The organism is Stenotrophomonas lactitubi (genome assembly GCF_002803515.1).
Lineage (GTDB): Bacteria > Pseudomonadota > Gammaproteobacteria > Xanthomonadales > Xanthomonadaceae > Stenotrophomonas > Stenotrophomonas lactitubi.
Window position 1 is genome coordinate 162,039 of the sequence record NZ_PHQX01000002.1, and the last position, 23,591, is coordinate 185,629.

Genomic DNA, 23,591 nt, shown 5'->3' on the forward strand with positions numbered 1-23,591 from the left:
CGGCCGGCACTACGTGATCCTGGGTTGCCGGCCAGCGACCGGCACTACCGTTATGCAGCGCGGCGCAGGGTTTCGGTCAGCGACTCGATGCTGGCGGCCTTGGGTTTGACCAGCCAGAACTTGCCGATGTAATCGCGGAACTCATCCATGATCTGCTGCGCCCAGATGCTGCCGGTCAGCTCGCGATGACGACCGATCAGACGGTGCAGATGCTGGCGGTAGTTCTCGAAACCTTCGGCGGACACGCGATGGATGTCGATCAGCTCGTGGTTGTAGCGGTCGACGAAATCGCGGTCCACGTCCAGCACGTACGCCAGGCCGCCGGTGAAACCGGCACCGAAGTTGAGGCCGACCTTGCCCAGCACCAGCACCACGCCGTCGGTCATGTACTCGCAGCAGTGATCGCCTGCGCCTTCCACCACCGCCAGTGCGCCGGAGTTGCGCACGGCGAAACGTTCACCGGCACGGCCGGCGGCGAACAGCTCGCCACCGGTGGCGCCGTACAGGCAGGTGTTGCCGATGATCGCGGTGCTGCGTGCCTCGAAGCGTGCGCCACGCGGCGGACGCACTACCAGGCGGCCACCGGCCATGCCCTTGCCGACGTAGTCATTGGCTTCACCTTCCACTTCCAGGTGCAGGCCGCCGACGTTGAAAGCACCGAAGCTCTGCCCGGCGCTGCCACGGAAGCGCAGCTCCAGCGGCGATTCGGCCATGCCCTGGTTGCCGTGCGCGCGCGCGACGGCGCCGGCCAAGCGGGTGCCGATGCTGCGGTCGGTGTTATGGATCAGGAAGCGATGTTCGCCGCCGCGCTTGTGCTCGATGGCCTCAGCCAGCAGGCCGTCCATCTGCGTGGCCAGGCTGTCCGGCGATTCGTACAGGCGCTGTGCGGCGCAGTGGCTGCCCGGGTAACTGGCGTCGGCCAGCAGCCGCGAGAGATCCACGCGCACGTCCTCGCGTGGCGAGACCTCAAGCTGGCGCAGCAGGTCGGTACGGCCGACGATCTCCTGCAGCGAGCGTGCGCCCAGCACCGACAGCCAGCCGCGCACTTCCTCGGCCAGCAGGCGGAAGAAGTTCTCCACGCGCTCGGGTTGGCCGGTGAAGTGGTTCTCGCGCAGGCGTTCGTCCTGGGTGGCCACGCCGGTGGCGCAGTTGTTGAGGTGGCAGATGCGCAGGTACTTGCAGCCCAGCACGATCATCGGCGCGGTGCCGAAGCCGAAGCTGTCCGCACCCAGCAGCGCGGCTTTGACCACATCCAGGCCGGTCTTCAGGCCGCCGTCGGTCTGCAGCAGGGTGCGCCCACGCAGGTCGTTGGCCACCAATGCCTGGTGCGCCTCGGCGATGCCCAGTTCCCACGGCACGCCGGCATAGCGGATCGAGCTGACCGGCGAAGCACCGGTGCCGCCGTCGTGGCCGGAAATGGTGATGAGGTCGGCACCGGCCTTGACCACGCCGGCAGCGATCGTGCCTACACCGGCATGGCTGACCAGCTTCACCGACACCAGTGCGGTCGGGTTGACCTGCTTGAGGTCGTAGATCAGCTGCGCCAGATCTTCGATGGAGTAGATGTCGTGGTGTGGCGGCGGCGAGATCAGGCCGATGCCGGGCTTGGCATAGCGCAGCCGCGCGATCAGTTCATTGACCTTGTGCCCGGGCAGCTGACCGCCTTCGCCGGGCTTGGCGCCCTGGGCGACCTTGATCTGCAGCACTTCGGCATTGACCAGGTATTCGGCAGTGACGCCGAAGCGGCCGGACGCCACCTGCTTGATCTTGCTGCGCTTGTCGGTGCCATAGCGCGCCGGGTCTTCGCCACCTTCGCCGGAATTGCTGCGGCCGCCGAGGCGGTTCATCGCAATCGCCAGCGCTTCATGCGCCTCGGGCGAGAGCGCGCCGAGACTGATCGCCGCGGTATCGAAGCGCGGGAACAGCTCGCTGGCCGGTGCGACGTCGTCCAATGGCGTCGGCGTCGCCGCCGGCACCAGCTGCAGCAGGTCGCGCAACGCCGAGGGCGGGCGCGCATGCACGGCATCGCAGTACTGTTGCCACGCACGCGGGTCTCCGCTGCGCGCCGCGCGCTGCAGGGTGGTCACCACGTCCGGGTTGTACATGTGGTATTCGCCGCCGTGCACATACTTCAGCAGGCCGCCGACATCCACGCCCTGCTGTGCATCCCAGGCCTGCGCGCACAGTTCACGTGCATCGGCATCCAGGCGTGCGAAACCGGCGCCACCGATGCGCGAGGCGGTATCGGGGAAGCACAGGTCCACGACCTCCGGTTCCAGCCCGATGATTTCGAACAGCTGCGCACCGCGATAGCTGGCCACGGTGCAGATGCCCATCTTCGAGATGATCTTCGACAGGCCCTTGTAGATGCCCTTGCGGTAGCGGCGGCCGATCTGCGACTGCTCGCCGCCCTTGCTGAGCTTGAGGATGCCGCGACGACCCAGGTCGAACAGGGTCTGGTAGGCCAGGTACGGGTATACCGCCGTGGCACCGAAGCCGAGCAGGCAGGCCATGTGGTGCGCATCGCGCGCGCTGCCGGTCTCGACGATCAGGTTGACGTCGCAGCGCAGGCCGAGGCGCGACAGGTGGTGGTGGACCGCACTGGTGGCCAGCAACGCATGCACCATCGGCCGCCCGGCCACCGGGTAGCGGTCGGACAGCAGCAGCATCACCATGCCATCGCGCGCGGCCTGTTCGGCTTCGGCGCAGATGCGTTCGATGCCCGCACGCAGGCCTTCCTCTTCGCTGTAGGACAGGTCGAGCAGGCGGTTGGCCTGCACGTACTGGTCCATCTTCAGCAGCTGCCGCAGCTTGCGCTGGCTCAGCACCGGCGAATTGAGGATGACGTGGTTCACCGTCTCCGGGCCGGCATGGAAGATGTTGGTCTCCTTGCCGAGCTGGGTGGACAGGGACATCGCGCAGTCTTCGCGCAGCGGGTCGATCGGCGGGTTGGTGACCTGCGCGAAGGCCTGGCGGAAGTAGTCGTACAGCGGACGGCTGCGCTGGCTGAGCACGGCCATCGGCGTGTCATCGCCCATCGAGCCGGTGGCTTCCTGTTCGGTCTCGGCCAGCGGCCGCAGCACCTGCTCCACTTCCTCGCTGCTGAGCTGATACAGCTTGTGGTAACTGCGCAGGGTGCTTTCGTCGAAGGGCTCTTCCACCAGCGAGGGGTCGATCAGTTCGGTCTGCAGGTAGGTGACGCCCTGCTGCAGCCACTGCTTGTACGGTGCACGGCCGCGGTTGATGCGATCGATGGCCTCCGAATCGAGCAGGTCACCGCGCTTGAGGTCGATGGCGATCATCTCGCCCGGGCCGAGCTTGCCCTTGCGCACCACGCGCTCGGTCGGCACTTCCCACACACCTGCTTCGGAGGCGACCAGGAAGTGGCGATCGGCGGTCAGCATCCAGCGCGCCGGGCGCAGGCCGTTGCGGTCGAGGGTGCACACTGCGTAGCGGCTGTCGCAGGCGACGATGCCGGCCGGGCCGTCCCACGGCTCGCTGTTGAGGCCGTGGAACTCGTAGAACGCAGCCAGGTCCGGGTCCTTGAATTCCAGCGACTGCGTGGCCGGCGGCACCAGGATGCGCAGGGCCTGGATCAGCTCCATGCCAGCGGACACCATCAGTTCCAGCATGTTGTCCAGGCTCTGCGAATCCGAGCCATGCATGGAGATGACCGGGTCGAATTCGCCGATGTCGAAGCGTGGCGTCTTCCACACCTTGCTGCGCGCCTGCGCCCAGCGCCGGTTGCCCTCGATGGTGTTGATCTCGCCGTTGTGGGCGAGCATCCGGAAGGGGTGTGCCAGTGGCCAGCGCGGCAGCGTATTGGTGGAGAAGCGCTGGTGGAACACGATGGCGCTGGAGGCCAGTTCGCGGCGCTGCAGGTCCGGGAAGAAGCGGCTGAGCTTGTCCGGCAGCACCATGCCCTTGTAGCTGATGGCATTGGGGCTGAGCGTGGTGACGTAGTAGTCGGCATGCGTGCGCAGCAGCTGCTCGCTGCGGCGACGGGCCAGGAACAGGGCCAGGCCGAAACCGGCGTCATCCTGGCCGACGCCGGCATCGACGAACACCTGTTCGATGCGCGGCAGGGTATCGCGCGCCAGTTGCCCACAGACGCTGTCGTCGGTCGGCACCTCGCGCCAGCCGGCCACCTTGCAACCCACCGCCTCGATCTGCTGCTGCAGCTGTGTGCGGCAGGCTTGTGCGGCGTCGGCATCGTGCGGCAGGAACACCAGGCCGGCAGTGAAGCGCGCGCCGACGGCAATGCCCGCTTCACTGGCCAGCAGTTTCAGGAAGGCATCGGGGCGGCGCAGCAGCAGGCCGCAGCCATCACCGGTGAGGCCGTCGGCGGCGACACCACCCCGGTGGGTCATGCGCGAAAGCGCGGCGATGGCGGTATCGACCAGCAGGCGCGAAGGCTGGTCGTCGAGCTGGGCGACCATGCCAAATCCACAGGCATCGCGCTCGGAGCGCGGGTCGTAAAGCCCTTGGCGGTTGCGGGGGGCCATCTCTACCTCGATGCAGATTGAAATGAACGGGGACACTCCTGCCCGCTCAATCCCTGGAGCGCATCGTGAGGCCACCGGATGCCTCGACTAGATCACAGGTTGCTGCAACGCCGCAATACACGGTTGCAGCCGCAACCAAAGCGCCGGCAAACGCTTGCCGGCGCGGGATGGGTCAGCCGCAGCGGACGCCGCTGACCACGTCCTTTGCGTCCACCTCGATGTTCAGGCGGTCGCCCACGAACTCCATCGTGGTGACGTCATTGGGGTGCAGTACGCGGATCTGCTTGGCCGCTGCATCTTCCTGGGCCTGCTTGCCCAGTGCTTCGGTATAGGCCTGGCCGACCAGGCTCTGCACCTGGCTGGCGTCGCAGTTGCCGACCGGTGGTGCTTCGGTGGCCTTGCCGGCTTCGTCGGCCGGCGCCTTGGCAGCCTCGGCGGCCTGCTGTGCGTGGGCGGTGGCCGAGTCCTGCTCATCCAGCGACGGCGCCTGGCAGGCGGTCAGGGCCAGCACGGCCGGCAGCAGCAGGGCGGAGAGGGAACGGGCGCGGATCGGGAACGACATCATGACTCCGGAATGGAAGGGACGGTGAAAGGCCGAGCATAGCGGCGAACCCACCCTCACGTGTTTGTCTTGCGTTATTGACGTGGCCACGCCGCGCCGCTCGGCAGACTGACGGCATGCCCACCCCCCCTACACCCGAACGCCAGGCCGCGCGCGCCGCCGGCCTGCGCTACGTCGATGACACACAGCCCGGTTTCAGCCGCGTCCGCGCTGGCAAAGGCTTCTCCTATCGCGATGCCGACGGTCATGCCATACGCGATGCCGCCACGCTGCAGCGCATCCGCTCGCTGGCCGTGCCCCCGGCCTACACCGCGGTGTGGATCTGCGCCCATGCCAACGGCCATCTGCAGGCCACCGGCCGCGACGCGCGCGGGCGCAAGCAGTACCGCTACCACGCCGATTGGGCGGCGGTGCGTGATGCCGGCAAGTTCGACCGCATCATCGCCTTCGGCCAAGCGTTGCCGGCGCTGCGACGGCGGCTCGGCCGCGACCTCAAGCGCAGCGGCTTCCCCCGTGAGAAGGTGCTGGCGGTGGTGGTGGCGCTGCTGGCAGACACGCTGGTGCGCGTGGGCAACGAGACCTATGCGCAGGAGAACAAGTCGTACGGCCTGACAACGCTGCGCAACCGTCACCTGGACCTGCTTCGGGGGGGCCGCGTGCGCATGCGCTTCCGCGGCAAGTCCGGCCAGTTGCATGAGGTGACGGTGGGCGACCGTCGGCTGGGCGCGCTGGTGCGCAGCGTGCAGCAACTGCCGGGGCAGGCCCTGTTCCAGTATCGTGACGACGCGGGCGAGGTGCAGCCGGTGGATTCAGGCGCGGTGAACGACTACCTGCGCGAAGTGATGGGCGAAGACTTCACCGCCAAGGACTTCCGTACCTGGGGCGGAACTCTGGCCGCCGTGCAGACCTTCGCCGCCACCGAGCTGCCCGAACCGGCCAGCCAACGCGCGCTGGCCAAGGCGCAGCGCGAAGTGGTGTGCCAGGTGGCGGCACGGCTGGGCAATACCCCTGCGGTATGCCGCAAGGCCTATATCGACCCGTGCGTGTTCGCCGGGTGGGAACGCGGCGAGCTGACTGCACTGGCGGGCCTGCGCGGCCCGCGGCAGTGGGAACAGGCGACGCTGAAAGTGCTGCGTCGGGCGCGCCGCCTGGCCAAGCGCGGCGGCGCGTCGTAACGATCAGCCGCAGTAGATGGCAGTAATGTTGTTGGTGCGGCCCTTTTCGATGGTCAGGCGCTCACCGCCTTCGCTGGCGGGCGGCACGCGCGGACCGTCGTGACGCAGCACCTGCACGTGCAGGCTGTCGCTGTCGACGCGGGCGCGCTCAACGGTGGCATCCGATGCTGCCAGGCCGACCGCACCGCGCACCATGTCCGAATGGCACTGGCCGGAAATCACCCCATCGATCGGCTGGATCTGGGCGACGGGGCTGCTGCTGCAGGCGGCGAGAGCGAAGCAGACGGCGGCGGTGGCAATGGCATGTTTCATGGGGGACGTTCCTCGTGTTGTGGCCTGCAGGGTGCGACGACAGGCGTGGTGGCGGAATGAATGCCGTGCACGCGATGGACACGGTGCGCTCACTGCCGCCAACAGCCTGCGTGGAGACACTGCACGAGCGGCGCACGCCGCCCCCGGTACTGCGGCGCACGCGCCCCGGTAGTGCCGGCCGCTGGCCGGCAACCCCCATCCCCCGAGGAGACCTGCATGGCCACCACCAGGAAGACCCCCGCCCGCCGCAAGGCATCGCCGAAGGTGCGCAAAGGTACACAGACCGCGCCAGCCGCCGCCGAAGCCACCACGTCCGAGCGCCCACGCGTGGTGAAGACCGCGACCCGCAAGGCCGCCGCTTCCGATCCGCGCGCGGCGCGTGTGGCCGCGCGGCAACGGCGTCTGCAGGACCAGGAAAAGGCGAAGGATGTACGCGTAGCGAAGAAGGCGACGAAAAAGGCGACAAAGAAGACCGCTACCCAAGCCGGCCCGCGCCGGCAGCCGGAGACGATGCCGGCGCAGCATCTGGCCAAGCCCGGCCATGAGCATGCACTGGAACTGGCACCGCGCTTCCTTGCACCGGACTACGTCGGCAGCGGCAAGCTGCAGGGCATGCGCGCGATCGTCACCGGTGGCGATTCCGGCATCGGCCGCGCGGTGGCGGTGCTGTTTGCCCGCGAAGGCGCCGACGTTGCCGTACTGCATCTGGACGAAACCAAGGACGCCGAGCTGACCCGCCAGCATGTGGAGAAGGAGGGCGGCCGCTGCGTGGTGATCGCCGGCGACGTGCGCGATCCGCGCTTCTGCAACAAGGCCGTGAAACAGGTGGCCAAGGCCTTCGGTGGCATCGACATCCTGGTCAACAACGCGGCGTTCCAGCTGCACTGCGAGCGCTTGGAAGACCTGGAAGACGCGCACCTGCAGGAAACCCTGCAGACCAACATCGGCGGCTACATCCAGATGGCGCGTGCGGTGCTGCCGCATCTGGGCGAGGGCGCCAGCATCATCAACACCGGTTCGGAAACCGGCCTGTTTGGCAGCAAGGCACTGATCGACTACTCGGCCACCAAGGGCGCGATCCATGCGTTCACCAAGGCGCTGGCCAGCCAGCTGCTGCCGCGCGGCATCCGGGTCAACTGCGTGGCGCCGGGCCCGGTGTGGACGCCGTTGAATCCGGCCGACAAGCAGGCGAAGGACGTGGCCGAGTTCGGCAAGGACAGCGACATGGGCCGGCCGGCACAGCCGGAAGAGCTGTCGCCAGCGTATGTGTTCCTGGCCTCACCGGCGTGTGCCAGCTACATCAGCGGGGTGATCCTGCCGGTGATGGGTGGGCCGCGCGGCTGACGCTGTGGTAGTGCCGGCCGCTGGCCGGCAGCTGCACCGGGGCAGGACGGGGTCAGATCCCTTCTGCATGCGAAAGGGATCTGACCCCTGATTCGCCTCCGGCCGCGTCCCCTACCGTTCGTCGGCCCATGACTTCCGGGGGGTTGACTACAGGTGTCGTCACGGCAACAGTGGCGACACGTGTAGTCAAGGGAGTGTTGTCATGCGTGGCAAGACCATCGGGGACCAGGAACTGGCCCTGCTGCAGTATGTGGATGAGCAGGCGCCGGCCAGCGTCGGCGAGGTCGCCAGCGGCTATGGCGAACCGCGCGGGCTGGCCCGGTCCACCGTGTTGACGATGATGGAGCGCCTGCGCGCCAAGGGTTACCTGCAGCGTCGGCAGCAGCAGGGCGTCTACCGTTACCAGCCCACCCGCGGCCCGGAGAGCGTGCTGCAGGGTGCCGTCGCCCAGTTCGTCGACAACACCCTGCAGGGCTCGGTGTCGCCGTTCGTGGCGTACCTGTCGCAGCGGCAGAAGGTCAGCGACAACGAACTGGCCGAACTGGAAGCGCTGGTGGCCGAACTGCAATCGCGTCGCCAGGAGGACTGAGCCATGGATACCTCGATGTTGATTCCGATGCTGGAGCGGCTGGGCTGGACGAGCCTGCAGACCGTGCTGCTGGTGGCGCTGGTGTACCTGCTGTGCCGCGCGCTGCCGACACTGTCGGCGGCCACCCGTTGCCGCTTGTGGTGGCTGGTTTCGCTGCAGGCCGTGGTCGGCCTGTTGTGGAGCCAACCGCTGCAGCTGGCCTGGCTGCCCGCATCCGATGCGGTGGCAATGACGACCGTGGATCTTGCCGCGGACGCGATGTATACGATGGCACCGGAGGCATCGGCGCACCTGCTGGCGAACACGCCGATGGGCGATGTCGGCAGCACGCCGGTGGCCTGGTGGGCATTGGCACTGGCCGCGCTGTGGATGTCCGGCGTACTGCTGATGGCGTTGCGGACCTTCGGCGAATGGCGCCGTTGCCGCGCGCTGCTGGCTGCGTCGTATCCGTGCGAGGACCAGGCGCTGGTGCAGGCGCTGCAGCTGGCCGCGGATGCGCACGGCCTGCGCCGCGCACCACGCCTTTGGATGAGCGACCAGGTTGATGCGCCGCAGCTGGTCGGGCCGTTCCGTCCGGTGCTGCTGCTACCGGCGGGAATGAACGCACTGCAGGGCGATGCGCTGGATCTGGCACTGACCCACGAACTGCAGCACCTGCAGCGCCGTGACCTGCAATGGGGACTGCTGCCGGCCCTGGCCCAGCACCTGTTCTTCTTCAATCCTCTGCTGCGACTGGCCGTGCGCGAATACGCCCAGGCCCGCGAGGAAGCGGTGGATGCGGCCGTGGTCGGCCAACATGGCGCCAGCCGCCATGCCTATGGCCGCCTGTTGCTGCAGCTGGGTGTGGCGCCGCAGCCGCACCTCGGCGTGGCCAGCGCAGCGCCCAGCACCACCAGCCTCAAGCGCCGCCTGCTCTCGCTGCAGTCGCACCGGGCGTGCCCGCGCCTGCTGGCCGTCGGCTTGACCCTGGTCGTGTTGGCCGTGGGTGTGGCGCCGATGCGCCTCGTGGCCGCGCCGGTTCCGCCTGCGCCGCCGGCACCGCCGCGCGCTGTGCCTGCGCCGCCGCCGCCAGCCGCGCCTGCCGCCCCCGCGGCCCCCGCAGCACCGCCAGCGGCCGCCGTGCCTGCAGAGCCTGCCGACTGGGCTGAGCCGGCTGAGCCGGAAGAACCGGCCGATGCTGACGAGTACGAGGAGCAGGACACGAGCACCCATTCGCACACCGGAACCACCATCGTCACCCATGGCCAGCTCGATCTCGGCACGCCACCGCAGCAGGCCTTCGTGCTGGTCGATCATGGCCAGGCGTTCGCCAATGCCGGCATGGACGATGTGATGCAGGCGCGCAGCCGGATTGGTGACGGCCCGGCACTGTGGTTCCGTCAAGGCGACAAGCGCTACGTGGTACGTGATCCGATGCTGATCCAGTCATTGCAGCGTGCCTATGCCGGCGCCGCCGATCTGGGCCGCCAGCAGAGCGAACTGGGGCGCCAGCAGAGTGCGTTGGGTCGTCAGCAGGGCCAGCTCGGCCGCGAGCAGGGTGAACTGGGCAGGCTGCAGGGTGAAGAGGCACGTGAGATCGCCCTTGCCGCCGCACGGGCTGCACGCAGTGCGATCAACGATCGCGACATCAACCGCGAAGCGGCAGCCGAAGCGGCGCGGGCCACCCGTGGCGCGGCGGATGATGCAGCGATTGCACGGCAGGCCGCGGTTGAAGCACAGCGGGCGTCACAGGTTGCCCGCAACCAGGCGCTGCAGTCCGAGCGCAGCCGCGAAATGAGCCGTCTCGCCAGTCAGCAGGCTGCGCTGGGAAGCCAGCAGGCCGTGCTGGGCAGCAAGCAGGCGGCACTGGGCGAGCGTCAGGCACGCCTGCAGGTGCAGGCCGCGAAGCAGGCAGAGCAGGTAATCGCGCGTGCGCTGGAAAGCGGCAAGGCCGAGCGGCTCTGAACCGGTAGTACCGGCCGCTGGCCGGCAGTGTGGGGGTGCCGGCCAGCGGCCGGCACTACCCCGGTTGATCAACCGCAGCTGGCGCGCTCGATGCGGTTCTGCGCGTCCACCTGCACGGTCACGCGGTCCTGGCGGAAGTCCATGGTGACCGCCATGCCCGGTTTGACCACGCGTGCGTTGCGCGCGCCACTGTCTGCCACCAGCTTCTTGATCGTCGCTTCGTCGGCGGTCTTGCCGGTGAAGGCTTCCAACGCATCGGGCCTGCATTCCTGCGGGCCATCGGACACCTTGGCTGGCAGGCTGCCGACCTCGGCGGGGGCGTTGCCACCGGCATGGCTGCAGGCCGCCAGCGGCAGGATGGCCGCAAGCAGCAACAGGGAGGATCGACGCATGGGAATACTCCTGGGTGACGTTCGGTAGCGGCAGTGTCGCCGGGACGTGTGTCAGTGGTGTCAACGCGGCCTGAATCCGTACCGCGCAAGCACCGCAACGCACGCCACCGTGCCCACGACCGATCTGATTGAAGCCTGTGCGGGCAGCGGTTAGTGTCTTCCCCCCCCCAGGAAATCCGAGGTGCAAACCCATGGTTGAGCGTGTCCAGCGATTGGCCGATGTGGTGTCGTCTATTCCTGGCGTGCGCAGCGCGTCGGTGACCAAGCATGATCTGTCGGAGATGGCCGTAGGCGAACTGTCGCAATTGCCCTATGCAGACCTGCCGCTGGCCGTGCTGCGGCGTAGCGAAGGCAGCTTGCCCCATGAGCTGCTGATCGGTATCGAGTTCGACCTGAACGATGGCGCGGAAGGGTGGCTAGCGCTTGAGTTCTTGTCCTGGTGGGTGCGCGATGCTGCGAGGAGTGGTTCGCTGATGCAGCTGCGCAGCCTGGCACTGCCGCCGCTGGAGCAGCAGTTCGGCGAAACGCTGAAGTTCACCATCGACTGGTTCCATGCAGACCCGGAACAGGACATGGAACGGCTGTTGGTTGCCGTGGACGAACTGGCCGCGCACCTGGCGTCGACTCTGGACCACTACGCCATTGCCGAACGGATCACCGCAGCGGCGGGCCAGACGTCCAACCCAGGCACCGCGCCTGCGCAAGGTGGATTTGTTGGACGCCTGCGGAATCTGTTTACAGGCTGAAGCGCCAGGGAAAAGCCGCAGCGGAGCTGCGGTGCGTTGCACTGCACACGATCATCCGCTTACCAGCGCCAGCGTCTCCCGTTCGCGCTGCTCTTCCCGCACCAGCCGCTGCAGCAGCAGCGCCAGGGTCACCACGTCCTGGTGGTTGTGGTCGGCCACCCGGCGCAGATTCACCGCATCGCCACCGCGCAGGAAACGCAGCCACGCAGCAGGGGCTTCCGAGCCGGGCAGATCATCCTCGCGCACCACGCGCAGCAGCTGCCGCTCGATGGTGGACAGCTTGCAGTTTTCCCACGTACCGCGATAACGACGGCGGGTGGGATACAGCAGGTCGACGTGGTCCAGCGCAGTGATGGGATCGGCCTGCCTGGCCAGCCGGTAACGCGTCTTCAGCAGTGGTGCGTCGTAGCTGCGGCCGTTGTAGCTGCAGAACACGGTATGCGGCTGCAGCCAGCGGGCGAAGGTGGCCAGCATGGCTTCTTCAGCGGCCATCGTGGAGATCAGCAACTGGCGGATGCGCAAGCCCTCGCCGCGCTGTGGGCACACGTGCCAGTCGGCGGCGCCGATCATGAAGGCGCGGGTGCCGGTGCCACCGGCCAGGCCGGTGGTCTCGGTATCGAAGAACAGCAGGTCGCGTGCGGCCACGTGCTGGCCTTCGCGCTTGGCGAACGCCAGCGACAGCGGCATGGCGGGAATCGGCTGCGGCAGCAACGACTCGATCAGGAACAGGCCGGGCGCGATCTCTTCGCCGGGCAGCTGGCGGTCCTGCGCATTGGCGCGTGCCGGCGCCGGGCCGCCACGCGAGCGCATGCCGAGCAGGCGATGCAGGCTGCCGACCTCGGGCCGTCGCAGTGTTGCCGGCGCAGGCGCGGAGGTGGCCGGGCCGGTCGGCTTGTGGCGGATCTCCTGTTCCACCCAGGCAAACACCGAACGCTCGGCCGGTGGCTGCCGCGCATCGTTGGCGGCCACCAGCACCGGTGGCGTGTCCTGCGCCGGCGGGGCAGGCGTGGCTGCTTTCGGGTCACCGGCCTGCTTCCGCAGCAGGCGCAGCTTGTCCAGGCTCAGGCTCACGGGGCGATCAGCTCCATCGGGTCGCGCGTGCTCACCACCACGTCGGCGACGTGCTGGCAGGCATCGGCATCGAACAGGTCGAGTACGCGCAGCGCCAGCGCACGCGGTGAGGTTTCATCCTGTTCCTGCGCGGCCAGCACCGGGCCAACGCAGGCCGGACAACCCGCCCTGCAGTCGCAGCGCTGTACCAGTTCGCGCGCGCGCTGTACCAGCTCGGCCTGGCGCTGCCACAACGGCTCGCTCAGACCGACGCCACCGGGGAAGTTGTCGTACAGGTACACGGTCGGCACGAACTCCTGCAGCAGTTCCACCGCGCCCGGCTCGCCATCGCTGCCACGCAGCTGGCCGCGCCCGCTCTGGTCGGCAATCGCGATCCAGGTGCCATCGCCGTTGCCCACCGACTTCTGCAGGTCGCGCGCATCGGCCATCACCGCCACCGTGGCGACGATGTGCAGCGCATAGGCGGCGCCGAGGAACCCATCCAGCGCATCCTGCTTGCTGGCGAAGGCGCGCAGCAGCAGCGCCTGCGGCAGCTGCCACCACACTGCGGTGGTGTGCAGTTCCTGGTCGGGCAGGTTGACCGGACCGTAGCCGATGTTCTCGTGGGTGTAGTAGCGGATCTTCTTGTAGCCGGCCACGCGGCGCACCACGTGTACTTCGCCATGGTGCGAATCACCACGGCCGGCCACGCCACCATCGAAACGGTCCAGCACCTTGAGCTTGGTGAAGTCGATGCTGTCGGTGTAGTAGTCCACGTGGGTGCGGGTGACATAGGCCTTGCGGCCTTCCCAGTCCAAGGTTTCCACCTGGTAGGGGGTGGACTGCACCATGTGGATGGCGCCTTCGTACAGGGTGAGCGCGGCAGCCGAATAGTCGACCTCGGCGATGATCTGCTGGCGGCCATCGCTGCGGTCGACCACCACGAAGTTGCCATCGGCCACCGCACGCAGGCTGACCGCGTTGGCCGGGTAGCTGTCGGCGATCCATTCCCAGCGCTCGCCTTCGCGGTGGATCACCTCGGTTTCGGCCAGTGCTTCCAGGAACACTTCCGGGTCGATCGGGCCGAAGCCATCGCCGACCCGGAACGGCAGTTCGAATGCCGCGCATCGGATGTGATCGAACAGGATCAACGGCTGGTCGGGCGCGATGCGCGCGTGTTCGGGCGAGGCCTCGGCGAAGAAGTCCGGATGGCGCACCACGTACTGGTCCAGCGGCTGCGAGCTGGCCACCATCACCCCGAGTGCGGGCTGCTGGCGGCGGCCGGCGCGGCCGAAGCGCTGCCAGGTGGCGGCCACGCTGCCGGGATAGCCGTTTAGGATCACCACGTCCAGGCTGCCGATGTCCACGCCCAGTTCCAGCGCCGAGGTGCTGACGATGCCGTCGATGTTGCCGGCACGCATCGCACGCTCGGTCTCGCGGCGCTCGGTGGGCAGGTAGCCGCCGCGGTAGGCGCGGATGCGCGGTGGCTTGCGCGGGTCGTGGTCGAAGATGTCCTTCAGGTACTTGGTCAGCACCTCCACCATCAGCCGGGTCTGCGCGAACACCAGCGTCTTCAGCCCGGACTTGATCGCGATGCGGGCGATGCGGTTGCTCTGCGAGCGCGCCGAGGCACGCAGGCCCAGGTCCGGGTTGATCACCGGCGGGTTCCACAGCAGCACCTGCTTCGGCCCGCTGGGCGCGCCGGATTCGGTGATGGCGGTGACCGGCGCTTCGATCAGCGCCTCGGCATGCGCCTGCGGGTTGCCGATGGTGGCCGAGCACAGGATGAACTGCGGTTGCACCCCGTAGAACGCGCAGATGCGCTTGAGCCGGCGCAGCACGTTGGTGACGTGGCTGCCGAACACGCCGCGATAGGTGTGCACTTCGTCGATGACGATGTAGCGCAGGTTCTCGAAGAACTGCGCCCACTTGGTGTGATGCGGCAGGATCGCCTGGTGCAGCATGTCCGGGTTGGAAACCACGATGTCGCCATGCAGGCGGATCGCCTGGCGGGCATCGCCGGGGGTGTCGCCATCGAAGGTGAAGGCCTTCACCCCGAGGTCGCCGGCGCGGTTGAGCTCCAGCAGTTCGGCCACCTGGTCCTGGGCCAGTGCCTTGGTCGGGAACAGGTACAGCGCCTTGGCCTTGTCCTGCATGGCGGCGCTGACCACCGGCAGGGTGTAGCACAGCGACTTGCCGCTGGCAGTGGGGGTGACGATGGCCACGTGCTCGCCACGCTGGCTGGCGTCCCAGGCCTCGGCCTGGTGGCTATAGAGCTGCTCGATGCCGCGTGCCTTCAGTGCCGCAGCCAGGGCCGGTGGCACGGAATCGGGAATCGGCGCGTAGCGGCCTTCGCGGCCGGGAATGGCGAAACTGCCGGTGATGCGATCCTGGTAGCGGCGCTGCAGGCGTGCACTGAGCAGGGCGCCATCGCGGGCGGGCAGGCCATCGCGGGTAGCGAGCTGCTGCTCCGCATCGGCGGTGCGCTTGGCGAGTTCGTAGGCCATGGGAAGAGGATTTTCAGGGGGTCACATGGCACCACAGATGGGTCTCAGCATGTGAGACACCGTGACGGGAGGGAGTGAATCATTCAGTGCGGCGCGCTGTGCGCTGAACGCCCGTGCCACCGCCAACGAAATCTGAAGCCCGCATCCGTATCCTTGGTCGCTGGACGCAACCAACAGGGTGGATGGCTGTGGCACGACGTGGAACGCAGGGAGCACTTCTGGCCAGCCTGCTGCTGACCGGCATCGCGCAGGCGCAGCAGGCCGCGCCGGTGACAGTGCCCGACCCTGCGCCTGCTCCCCCTGCGGACGCACCGGCAGCAATCACCGCGCCGGTTTCCAGCACCCTGCCGCAGGACAACGTCACCACCCTCGGTGAAGTGCGTGCGCTCAAGCCTGAAGACGACCAGCCGCTGGACCTGTACCGCTTCAAGAATCCGCTGAAGGCCGAGAACAACCGCTTCAGCCGCAACTGGAGCGAGCCGCCGTCGCCCGAACAGGTCAGCATGGCCGGGGGCTACATCATGATGGGCGTGGTCAAGGGCGTGATGGCGGCCGCAAAGGGAGTGAACAAGCTCACCGGTGGCCCGGACCAGATCCAGTCGGCCATCGCGCGGCCGCCACCGGAACTGAGCGCCGAGCAGCAACGGCGCGCACTGCAGTTCTGCGCGCAGCAGGACGGTTGCGGGGCACCGCCTCAGAAGTAGGCGGTATCCTGCGGACCTTCCCTTCGAGGCTGCCTGGATGCTGCTACGTACCCTGTTCCTGCTTGCGACGCTGAGCCCGCTTGCCGTGTCCGCCAGCGAGCTGACCGATGGTGGCTCCTGCCGCAATGGCGCGTTTCCTTCGGAGCAATCGGGCTTTGCCCTGGCCAAGGTGGTCGGCACGCCGCGCCTGTACCTGCTCGGCGACATGGACGGCTGCCCCGCGAAAGGCGAACCCGCCTGCCGCCAGCGCAGCTACGTGGTGAGCGGCGATACGGTGGTGACCGGGCGCGATCTTGGCGGTTACCGCTGCGCCTTCTTCCCGAACAAGGTCGGTGGCAGCGCAGGCTGGGTGGATCGCAGCAAGCTGCAGGCGTTGCCGGTTCCCACCCCTACGCTGCAGGCCTGGTCGGGAGACTGGAAGGACAGTGACAACGGCCTGCAGATCCGCGTGCGTGACGGCCAGCTGCACGTGGAAGGCGATGCCTACTGGCCCTCGGCCAACCCGACGCCGGCCGAACGCCCGGGCGGCCCGAACATCGGCGCGGTGAGTGCACAGGCGGCGCCGCGTGGCGCCCAGGTCGACTTCGTGGAAGACACCTGCACGGTGCACGCGCAGCTGCTGGGGGACGTGCTGATCGTGGCCGACAACAGCGAGTGCGGCGGCATGAACGTGCGCTTCAACGGCGTGTACCGGCGCGCCGGGAAACGTTGAACGGCGCATTCCGTCGATTCACGCATGGCGTCAGTAGATCCACGCCATGCGTGGATGGTGCTTGCGTTCCAATCAGCGCCGTCGCTCAAGCCACCACAGCAGCGATGCGCACAGCACGAACGCCAACCACCACGGCCAGCGCGGCCCCGGAACGCGCTGGTCCGCCTGCGAGGTAGCCGGTGCGGATGTAGCCAGCCGCTGCGCGGTGGCATCGATCATCGCCTGTCGGTGCAGCGCCGAGGCCTGCTGCGGATCGAACACGTAGCGCCAATGCACGCGGTCGCCTTGCTGCAGGCGCTGCCAACCGGCCTGGCGCGGCCACCAGCCCGCACATCGCGCCGCGCCGGTGCTGCCGTCGACGATCAGCGGTACGCCCTTGCCGTGTGTGTCGAAGGCTTGCAGCGGTGCCTGCATGCCACACAGCGACTGGCGTTCGCCGGCCCAGGCCAGTGCCTGTGGCGACCATGGGCCTTCGGTACCAGCCTGCGCGCGTGCCAGGGTGGCGAACACTGAGCTCCACAACTCGCCGTGGCGATCCTCGCGACCGGCCAGTACCCAGCGCCAGCTGTCAGTGATCGGCAGCATGCCGATGCGACCCTTGCCGACGGCGCGCCAACCGCCGATGGGCTTGCCGTCGCGATCCCGCAGCAGGGCGCGGCTGCCGTCGGCCTGCAGTGCCAGGTACTCCAGCGCCGGCAGCGCTGCTGCGTGCGACGCGCGGTCCGCTTCTTCGCCATCACCGGTGGGCAGGGTGCCGGCGGCAAGGGGCCCGCGACGTGCCTGCAGCATCGTGGCGTCACCCTCGCCGGGCTTCGCCGCGATCTGGCTGCCGGCATCGCCCTGCAACGGCAGGCCAAGATCGCGCAGGCGTTGCCGTGCGCTGGCCGATGGCGCGCCGGTACTGCGCACCAGCAGGCCAAGGCCGTCGCGCACGGCCTGGCGCACGGCCGCCATCTGACCGGCGCCGAGTGCGGCCAGGCTGCGTTCGTCGAGCAGCAGCAGGTCGCTGCGCGCCAGCGTGGCTGCGTCCAACGCCACGCTGCCATCGCCCACGCTGAGACCTGCGCCGGTCTCGGCCTGTACCTGCACGCGGATGCCGGCATCGGTGGCCCAGCGGCGCAGGTACTTCAGTTCGGCGCCCGGTGCAGCAGCGCGCACCAGCAGGCGCAGCGGAGCGGCGGCCAGCGTCTGCTGCGGCACCGGCACGCTGTCGGCCACATGGCCCTGCGCATCCAGCAGGCGCAGCTGGAACACGCTACGGCCTTCGGCGCGGGCGATGCCGCTGAGCTGCACACGGCCATCGGCTGCCAGCGGCGCACGATCGACCACGGCGCCAGCCGGGTCCAGCAGTTCGGCCTGCGCGCGTTCCACGCCGCGTGCCTGTGCGTGCACATCGAAGCGGGCACCGGGAGCTGCGTCCGCAGGCGGCTGCAGCGTGATCCAACCGTTGAGTGCAGGCGCTGCCTGCCAGCGCGTATCGGTGGGCAGTCCGGCATCGCGATCACGCGCGGCCAGACCGGCTCCGACCAGGGTCACCGTAGAGGACGGATAGCGGCGCAATGCGGTGGCCAGGTCCGGCACGCGCGCTGCACCGGCCATGGCCGTTGCTTCCGGCAGCAGAACCCGGGTTGCGCCGGCCGGCAGCGCACCCGCCTTGTCGGCCTCGGCGCCGATCACCACCAGGCCGGTCGGGGCAACGCGTTGTGATGGCGGCAGCAGGCAGACGTACAGCAGCGCAGCGGCGGCGGCCTGCAGCGTGAGTACGGCGATCAGACGGCCGCGACCCCGCGTGGGCGAACGCAGCTGGCGGGCACTGGCGACGAGCACGATCAGCCCCAGCACGAGCGCGATCCACACATTCAATGCCGATGTGCTCATGGCTGGGCCTCCAGCGCGTCGAGGTAGCGCTGCCCCATGGCATCGGCTGCACTGCGTCGCATCACCTGCGGCAGTGGCCGCTGCAGTGCGCGCCACAGCTGCGCACGCAGGCGCTGTCGGCACTCGGTGCAGCCGGGTTCGATGCGCAGTTGCTCGATGGCGGCAGCCAGGTCCAGTGCGTCGGGCAGGAAGGCGCTGTTGCGCTGCTGCCAAGCGGCCAGCATGTTCAGGTCGGGCGTACCGCCCTCGTCGCCCAATCGCTGCCAGGCCTCGACGACGGCTGGGTCAAGGGGCGTGCGCGCGGCCAGCGGCAGTGCGCGGCTGGCCAACCCGGCACGGTCGCCACTCAAGCGTCGGCCCTCGTCGATCGGCGGCAGCTCCGGGCCGACGCGGGCGAGGTAGATGCGCTCGGCCTGCTGCACCTGCTTGATGAATGCCAGCGCTTTGTAGGCAAACGGCAGGGCCTGCTCGGGGCGCCCCTGGCGCAGCTCGCCTTCGGCCGACCACATCTGGTCCAGTGCTGCCTTCAGTGTGGCGCGCGTCTGCGGGTCAAGCAGTGTCGCCGCCTCGGCGTGGTCGTGGGTATGCCCGTACTCGGACAGCACGTCGGTGGCACTGCCGAACACCGGCGGCGTGTCGCTGCCGTTGGCCGCACCGCCGTGGTCGTGGCCGTGCTCGTCATGTGCGCCTGCCTGCGCCTCGTGATCGTGCTCATGATCGTCATCGTGCGCGTCGGCCGCGGGGGTATCGCTGGTGGGCAGGTCGCTGGTCGGCGGTGGCTTCGGCGCGCCCTCGCTTTCCTCGCCCAGGAACTGGCCGTAGCGCAGGCGCAGGATTCGCTGGTCGACGCCGATGGCATCGCTGCGCTTGATGAAGGTATCGGCGGCAACGCCCCGGCGTTCGCGGATCAACGCCTCGGCATCGATGATGATCTGCCGCTGGCTGCGGAAGTACGCAGGCAGGGTCTTCTTGATGCGGCCTTCCAGTTCGGCACCGAGCACGGCTTCGGTGCTGGGCAGGCGCAGGATCACGCTGCTGCTGCGGCCGACCTGTGCTGTCGGCGCGTGATTGTCGCGCACTTCCAGTTGGGCGATCACATCGTTGCCGGGCTGTGCGCCCAGAGCGGCCAGGTCGAGGGTGTGGGCAAAGCGCCGTGCCGTCGCCTCGCCGCTGCCGTTGAGGGTCACGCTGCGCCGGACGAAAGTGATGTTCTCACCGCTGCCTTGGGTGGTGGTGATCGACAGCGTCGCCTGCGGGAGGACGCCATGATCGTCGCTGGCCTCGAAGCGCAGCGTCCACTGCCGCTGCCCGGGGCTGCCCAACACCAGGCTGGCAGCAGGGTCGATCACGCGCACCGTGGGCGCACGGTCGGCGACCACGTCGAGCCGATGCAGGCGGGTGTCGGCCAGCGCCGGTTCGCTGACCACGCGATACAGCACCGGGGTGCGCGCCACATCCTGCGCCTGCCACTCACCGTCGTGCTCGTGCAATGGCAGGCGACGGCCATCGTGGAACTGCAGCCAGGCCTTGCTGGGTGCACGGTCGAAGCGCAGCGACCAGAACACGCGACTGTCGGCGGCGACTTTGGCGTCGAGTGCGTTCTGTGTACGCGTGGGTTGGCCGGTGTAGGCCGGTGCATCGATGTGCAGGCGGGTGGACTGAAGACGCAGTGGACCGGCCTGGCTGCTGCTTTGCGGTGTCGCAAGGGCGGCGGTGCGCGGTGCGGCGTTGTGCGGCCAGCCCAGTGCCAGCCCAGCGACGGCGATGCCGCCGATCCAGCACAGCGCCACCGCCCTGCGCGGCCAGCGTGGTCGCAGCTCGGGGAGATTGCGTTCAAGCGCCGCCAGCACGTGCGTGCGCTGGCGTTGCTGCAGTGGATTGAGTGTGGCGGCGTTGGCGAACAGCAGGTCGGCGCTGTCCTCGCTGGCACCACTGGCATCCAGCCTGCGCTGCAGCCAGCGCCGGTCCAGCTGCCGGGCGCGCGTGGTTGCCACGGCCGCAATGAGGAGCAGGGCCACGGTCGCCACGACGCAGGCGATATCAAAACCCGACAGGCGCAGCGCCAGTGCCGCCGCCGCCAACGCCCATGGCAGGCCCAGCAGCAGAGTGACCGCGGCGCGGCGCCGGCGTGCGCGCTGCCATGCCTGTTGCAGCGTCTTCATGGTGCAGCCCTGCGTCGCGCGCTGCTCGCCATCCAGCGCTCAAGCGCGAACAGAAGCACGATCATCAGCAGCAGCCAGGAGGTCGGTTCACGCAGGGGCGGCGTTGCCGCTGGCAGCGTCGCGCGACGTGGCGCCTGGTCCTGCGCGTCACCCAGGTGCGGGGTCGATGGCGGTTGCAGGGCCTGCAGCAGGTCGCGGGGCAGGCTGTCATCGCGGAGTGCACTGTTGCGGGCCGCGTTCCATTCGCCGCGCAGATGCAGCAGGCGGCCTTGGCCGATGCGCTGCAGCCATAGCAGCGGCACATTGTCTGCATCACGCAGCAGGACGGCTGCGCCCGCTGGCGGCTTGGCAGCGGTCAGCACCGTGCCGCCCTGCTGCAGCCAGCTCTGCCAGGTGCCAGGCAGTACATCGGTGCCGGTCCACACGCCGATCTCACCGCGGCCCGGCAACGCATCGTCGGCCAGGGGAGCCGCAAGCGCTTGCGTGCTCCATGCGCGCTGCAACGCGCCCAGCCATTGCAGCGCTGCCGCCGGGGCATCGCTGCGCGTACGCAGGCGTGGTGCCACGGAGGCGTGCGGCGCTGCGGTGACGGCCAGCGCGTGTGGCTGCCATTGCACCTCGCGCGACAACTGCAGGCGGGCGCCATCAAGGCCGGGCAAGGGATCGGGTACGTGTACGGTCAGCGCGGTGCCGGCCGGCAGCTGCGCATCCAGCTCGCGCAGCAGACTGGGCAGGGAAGCAGCGTCCACCGGCGTGGGCTGGTCGATGGGCGGAAAGCCCGGCGCCAGCCAATGCCAGTTGCGTGCATCGGCGTTGCCGCGCAGTGCGTTCGCGTCCAGGCCCGGTGCCACCACCGTCCACGCCGCTGGCACCGGTGCAGGACCGGTCAGCGCCGGGCGCGCCAGCAGCAGGGCCAATGCGGCCAGCAACAGCAGGCGCGCCAGCAACAGTGGCCAATCATCGAAGCGGATGCGCTGGCGCGGTCGTATCTGGGCGCGCAGCCAGCGCAGCGCAGCGAAATCCAGCGGCGTATAGGGATGACGACGGGCGAGGTGGATCAGCAGTGGCAACAGCCATGCAGCCAGCGCCGCCAGGCCCAGCGGGAACAGCAGGCTCATGCGCCGCCCCTGCGGCCGAACAGCGCCTGCAGCGGCTGGTCCAGCGGCTGGTCGAGCCAACCGGTGGCGGTGGCGATGCCACTGGACTGCAACCGCGCCTGCAGCGCGGCATGGGCCTCGGCGAAGCGCTGCAGGTAGTCGGCACGGATCGCGGCGCCATCGCCGAGAAGTTCATCGCCCGTTTCCGGGTCGCGGAAACGATGACCTGCGTCGAACGGGAAATCGCGTTCGTCGGCGGTCAGCACCTGCAGCAGCATCACCTCGCGGCGCGCGCTGGCCAACTGCTCCAGCAGCACGATGCCTGCGTCATCAAAACCATCGCCGATGGCCAGCAGCAGATCGCCAGGGCGCACGCGCTCCCACAGCGGCCGCAGGCGCTCGGCGGTCGGCCATCCGCCACGCGCCTGCAGGGCATGCAGTTGCAGGTGCACGCGGTCACGCTGGCGCGCGCCATGTGCGGCCGGCACCAGCTGCAGGCCTTCGCCGTCGATGGCCAGCAGGCCGAAGCGATCACCTTGCTGCAGTGCCAGCTCGACCACGCAGGCTGCCAGTTGCCGCATGTGATCCAGGCGGCTGCGTCCAGGTGCCGCGCGGTCGGCCTGGCCCGCCGAGGCGGTGGCATCGAGCAGCAACCACACGGTGATCGGGCTTTCGCGCTCGGATTCACGCACGAAGAAGCGGTCCGAGCGCGCGTAAAGCTTCCAGTCGATCTGGCGCAGTTCGTCGCCGGGCTCGTAGGCGCGGTACTGGGCGAATTCCAGGCCGGCGCCGCGGCTGCGGCTGGCATGTTGACCAATGCCGCTCGCGCCGCTGGCCAGGCGTGGCCACAGCCGCAGCGCACGCAGTCGCGCACGCAGGTCGGGTGGCAGCAGCAGCGGCGTGCCGGCAGTCACCAGTGGATCAACCGGGGAATGGAACGGCCTGCAGCAGTGCGGCGACCACATCGTCAGCCCGCTTCTGCTCGGCCTCGGCGGCGAAGGACAGCAGCAGGCGATGACGCATGACCGGTGCGGCCAGCGCCTGCACATCCTCGCGGGTGGCGGCGAAACGTCCCTGCAGCAGTGCGCGGGCCTTGGCGGCCAGCACCAGCGACTGCCCGGCACGCGGGCCTGCACCCCATTTCACCCACTGGTTGATTGCCGCCGGTGCGCCCTCGCCGGGACGGCTGGCGCGCACCAAGCGGGTGATCCAGGCCAGCACGTCGGGGCTGACATGCACCTGGCGCACCGCTGCCTGCAGCGCGATCACCGCGTCGGCATCCATCACCTTCGGCACGCTTCCAGTGGCGCTACCGGTGGTCTGTTCCAGGATCTGCCGCTCTTCTTCCTCGCTGGGGTAATCGACCAGCACGTGCAGCAGGAAGCGATCCAGCTGCGCTTCGGGCAATGGATAGGTACCGGCCTGTTCGATCGGATTCTGCGTGGCCAGCACGAAGAACGGCGCCGGCAACGTGTAGGTCGTGCCGGCGTAGCTGACGGTGCGTTCCTGCATCGCTTCCAGCAGCGCGGCCTGCGTCTTGGGCGGGGTGCGGTTGAGCTCGTCGGCCAGCAGCAGGTTGGTGAAGATAGGGCCCTGCTGGAAGCGGAAATGGCGATGGCCGGTACCGTGGTCTTCTTCCAGCAGTTCGGTGCCGAGGATGTCGCTGGGCATCAGGTCCGGGGTGAACTGCACGCGCCGGAACTGCAGTTCCAGTGCCTGCCCCAGCGAGCGAACCAGCAGGGTCTTGCCCAGCCCCGGCGCGCCTTCCAGCAGGCAGTGGCCACCGGCCAGCAGGCCGATCAGCAACTGCTCGACCACCGTGTGCTGGCCGACCACGGCGTGGGCGAGCGCAGCGCGCAGATCGTGCAGGCGCGGCAGCAGGGTATCGAGGTCGGGGGAAGTCATGGGCGTG

Annotated in this window: 18 protein-coding genes; 7 read left to right on the forward strand and 11 right to left on the reverse strand. The window is 68.8% G+C overall.

Annotated features, from left to right (window positions below; translation table 11 throughout):
- Positions 1 to 50: 50 nt before the first annotated feature.
- Positions 51 to 4,505, reverse strand: coding sequence for a glutamate synthase large subunit (gltB, locus tag CR156_RS20230; protein WP_100554324.1), 4,455 nt, complete (start codon positions 4,503 to 4,505; stop codon positions 51 to 53).
- Positions 4,506 to 4,677: 172 nt separating this feature from the next.
- Positions 4,678 to 5,067: an I78 family peptidase inhibitor gene (locus CR156_RS20235; RefSeq protein WP_100554325.1), complete on the reverse strand. Its 390-nt coding sequence runs from the start codon at positions 5,065 to 5,067 to the stop codon at positions 4,678 to 4,680.
- A 116-nt stretch (positions 5,068 to 5,183) separates the two neighbouring features.
- Between CR156_RS20235 and CR156_RS20240 the strand changes: the two genes are divergently transcribed.
- Positions 5,184 to 6,242: a DNA topoisomerase IB gene (locus CR156_RS20240; protein ID WP_100554326.1), complete on the forward strand. Its 1,059-nt coding sequence runs from the start codon at positions 5,184 to 5,186 to the stop codon at positions 6,240 to 6,242.
- A gap of 3 nt (positions 6,243 to 6,245) precedes the next feature.
- On the opposite strand, the gene CR156_RS20245 is transcribed toward CR156_RS20240, so the two are convergent.
- On the reverse strand, positions 6,246 to 6,554 hold the full coding sequence (locus CR156_RS20245; protein ID WP_100461762.1) for a putative periplasmic lipoprotein: 309 nt from the start codon (positions 6,552 to 6,554) through the stop codon (positions 6,246 to 6,248).
- Between the two features lie 216 nt (positions 6,555 to 6,770).
- Here CR156_RS20245 and CR156_RS20250 point away from each other — a divergent pair, with 216 nt between their 5' ends.
- The 3 genes from CR156_RS20250 to CR156_RS20260 all read left to right on the forward strand — a co-directional run bounded on the left by CR156_RS20250 (position 6,771) and on the right by CR156_RS20260 (position 10,431).
- On the forward strand, positions 6,771 to 7,898 hold the full coding sequence (locus CR156_RS20250) for an SDR family oxidoreductase (protein ID WP_100554327.1): 1,128 nt from the start codon (positions 6,771 to 6,773) through the stop codon (positions 7,896 to 7,898).
- Between the two features lie 202 nt (positions 7,899 to 8,100).
- Positions 8,101 to 8,487, forward strand: a complete 387-nt coding sequence (locus CR156_RS20255; protein WP_025876036.1) for a BlaI/MecI/CopY family transcriptional regulator — start codon at positions 8,101 to 8,103, stop codon at positions 8,485 to 8,487.
- 3 nt (positions 8,488 to 8,490) lie between these two features.
- Complete coding sequence (locus tag CR156_RS20260) at positions 8,491 to 10,431, forward strand: M56 family metallopeptidase (protein WP_100554328.1); 1,941 nt, start codon at positions 8,491 to 8,493, stop codon at positions 10,429 to 10,431.
- 68 nt (positions 10,432 to 10,499) lie between these two features.
- On the opposite strand, the gene CR156_RS20265 is transcribed toward CR156_RS20260, so the two are convergent.
- On the reverse strand, positions 10,500 to 10,823 hold the full coding sequence (locus CR156_RS20265) for an I78 family peptidase inhibitor (RefSeq protein ID WP_099819484.1): 324 nt from the start codon (positions 10,821 to 10,823) through the stop codon (positions 10,500 to 10,502).
- A gap of 191 nt (positions 10,824 to 11,014) precedes the next feature.
- Here CR156_RS20265 and CR156_RS23075 point away from each other — a divergent pair, with 191 nt between their 5' ends.
- Positions 11,015 to 11,569 carry a hypothetical protein gene (locus tag CR156_RS23075; protein ID WP_176429897.1) on the forward strand — a complete coding sequence of 185 codons (555 nt, stop codon included), beginning with the start codon at positions 11,015 to 11,017 and terminating at the stop codon, positions 11,567 to 11,569.
- A gap of 51 nt (positions 11,570 to 11,620) precedes the next feature.
- Here CR156_RS23075 and CR156_RS20275 read toward each other — a convergent pair whose 3' ends face one another.
- Positions 11,621 to 12,640 (reverse strand): ribonuclease H-like domain-containing protein, encoded by a 1,020-nt coding sequence (locus tag CR156_RS20275; RefSeq protein ID WP_100554329.1) that lies wholly within the window; start codon positions 12,638 to 12,640, stop codon positions 11,621 to 11,623.
- Entirely contained in the window at positions 12,637 to 15,126 is a 2,490-nt protein-coding gene (locus CR156_RS20280) for a DEAD/DEAH box helicase (protein WP_100554330.1), read from the reverse strand. Before CR156_RS20280 ends, CR156_RS20275 begins: the two co-directional genes overlap by 4 nt.
- Positions 15,127 to 15,308: 182 nt before the next feature.
- Between CR156_RS20280 and CR156_RS20285 the strand changes: the two genes are divergently transcribed.
- The gene (locus CR156_RS20285; protein WP_089241765.1) at positions 15,309 to 15,830 is read left to right on the forward strand and encodes a hypothetical protein; all 522 of its coding nucleotides are present in this window, start codon (positions 15,309 to 15,311) and stop codon (positions 15,828 to 15,830) included.
- A gap of 37 nt (positions 15,831 to 15,867) precedes the next feature.
- Positions 15,868 to 16,542 (forward strand): hypothetical protein, encoded by a 675-nt coding sequence (locus CR156_RS20290; protein ID WP_100554331.1) that lies wholly within the window; start codon positions 15,868 to 15,870, stop codon positions 16,540 to 16,542.
- Positions 16,543 to 16,614: 72 nt separating this feature from the next.
- Here the strand turns inward: CR156_RS20290 and CR156_RS20295 are convergent, their stop codons facing one another.
- The 5 genes from CR156_RS20295 to CR156_RS20315 are packed head-to-tail and all read right to left on the reverse strand — an operon-like array spanning position 16,615 to position 23,584.
- Positions 16,615 to 18,420: a hypothetical protein gene (locus CR156_RS20295; RefSeq protein ID WP_100554332.1), complete on the reverse strand. Its 1,806-nt coding sequence runs from the start codon at positions 18,418 to 18,420 to the stop codon at positions 16,615 to 16,617.
- A complete protein-coding gene (locus CR156_RS20300) occupies positions 18,417 to 20,582 on the reverse strand; it encodes a hypothetical protein (protein ID WP_100554333.1) in 2,166 nt (721 codons plus the stop codon). The genes CR156_RS20295 and CR156_RS20300 overlap by 4 nt, the downstream gene beginning before the upstream one ends.
- Positions 20,579 to 21,700: a BatA domain-containing protein gene (locus tag CR156_RS20305; RefSeq protein ID WP_100554334.1), complete on the reverse strand. Its 1,122-nt coding sequence runs from the start codon at positions 21,698 to 21,700 to the stop codon at positions 20,579 to 20,581. The genes CR156_RS20300 and CR156_RS20305 overlap by 4 nt, the downstream gene beginning before the upstream one ends.
- Entirely contained in the window at positions 21,697 to 22,593 is an 897-nt protein-coding gene (locus CR156_RS20310) for a DUF58 domain-containing protein (RefSeq protein ID WP_100554335.1), read from the reverse strand. Before CR156_RS20310 ends, CR156_RS20305 begins: the two co-directional genes overlap by 4 nt.
- A 7-nt stretch (positions 22,594 to 22,600) precedes the next feature.
- Entirely contained in the window at positions 22,601 to 23,584 is a 984-nt protein-coding gene (locus CR156_RS20315; RefSeq protein WP_100554336.1) for an AAA family ATPase, read from the reverse strand.
- Positions 23,585 to 23,591 lie beyond the last annotated feature (7 nt).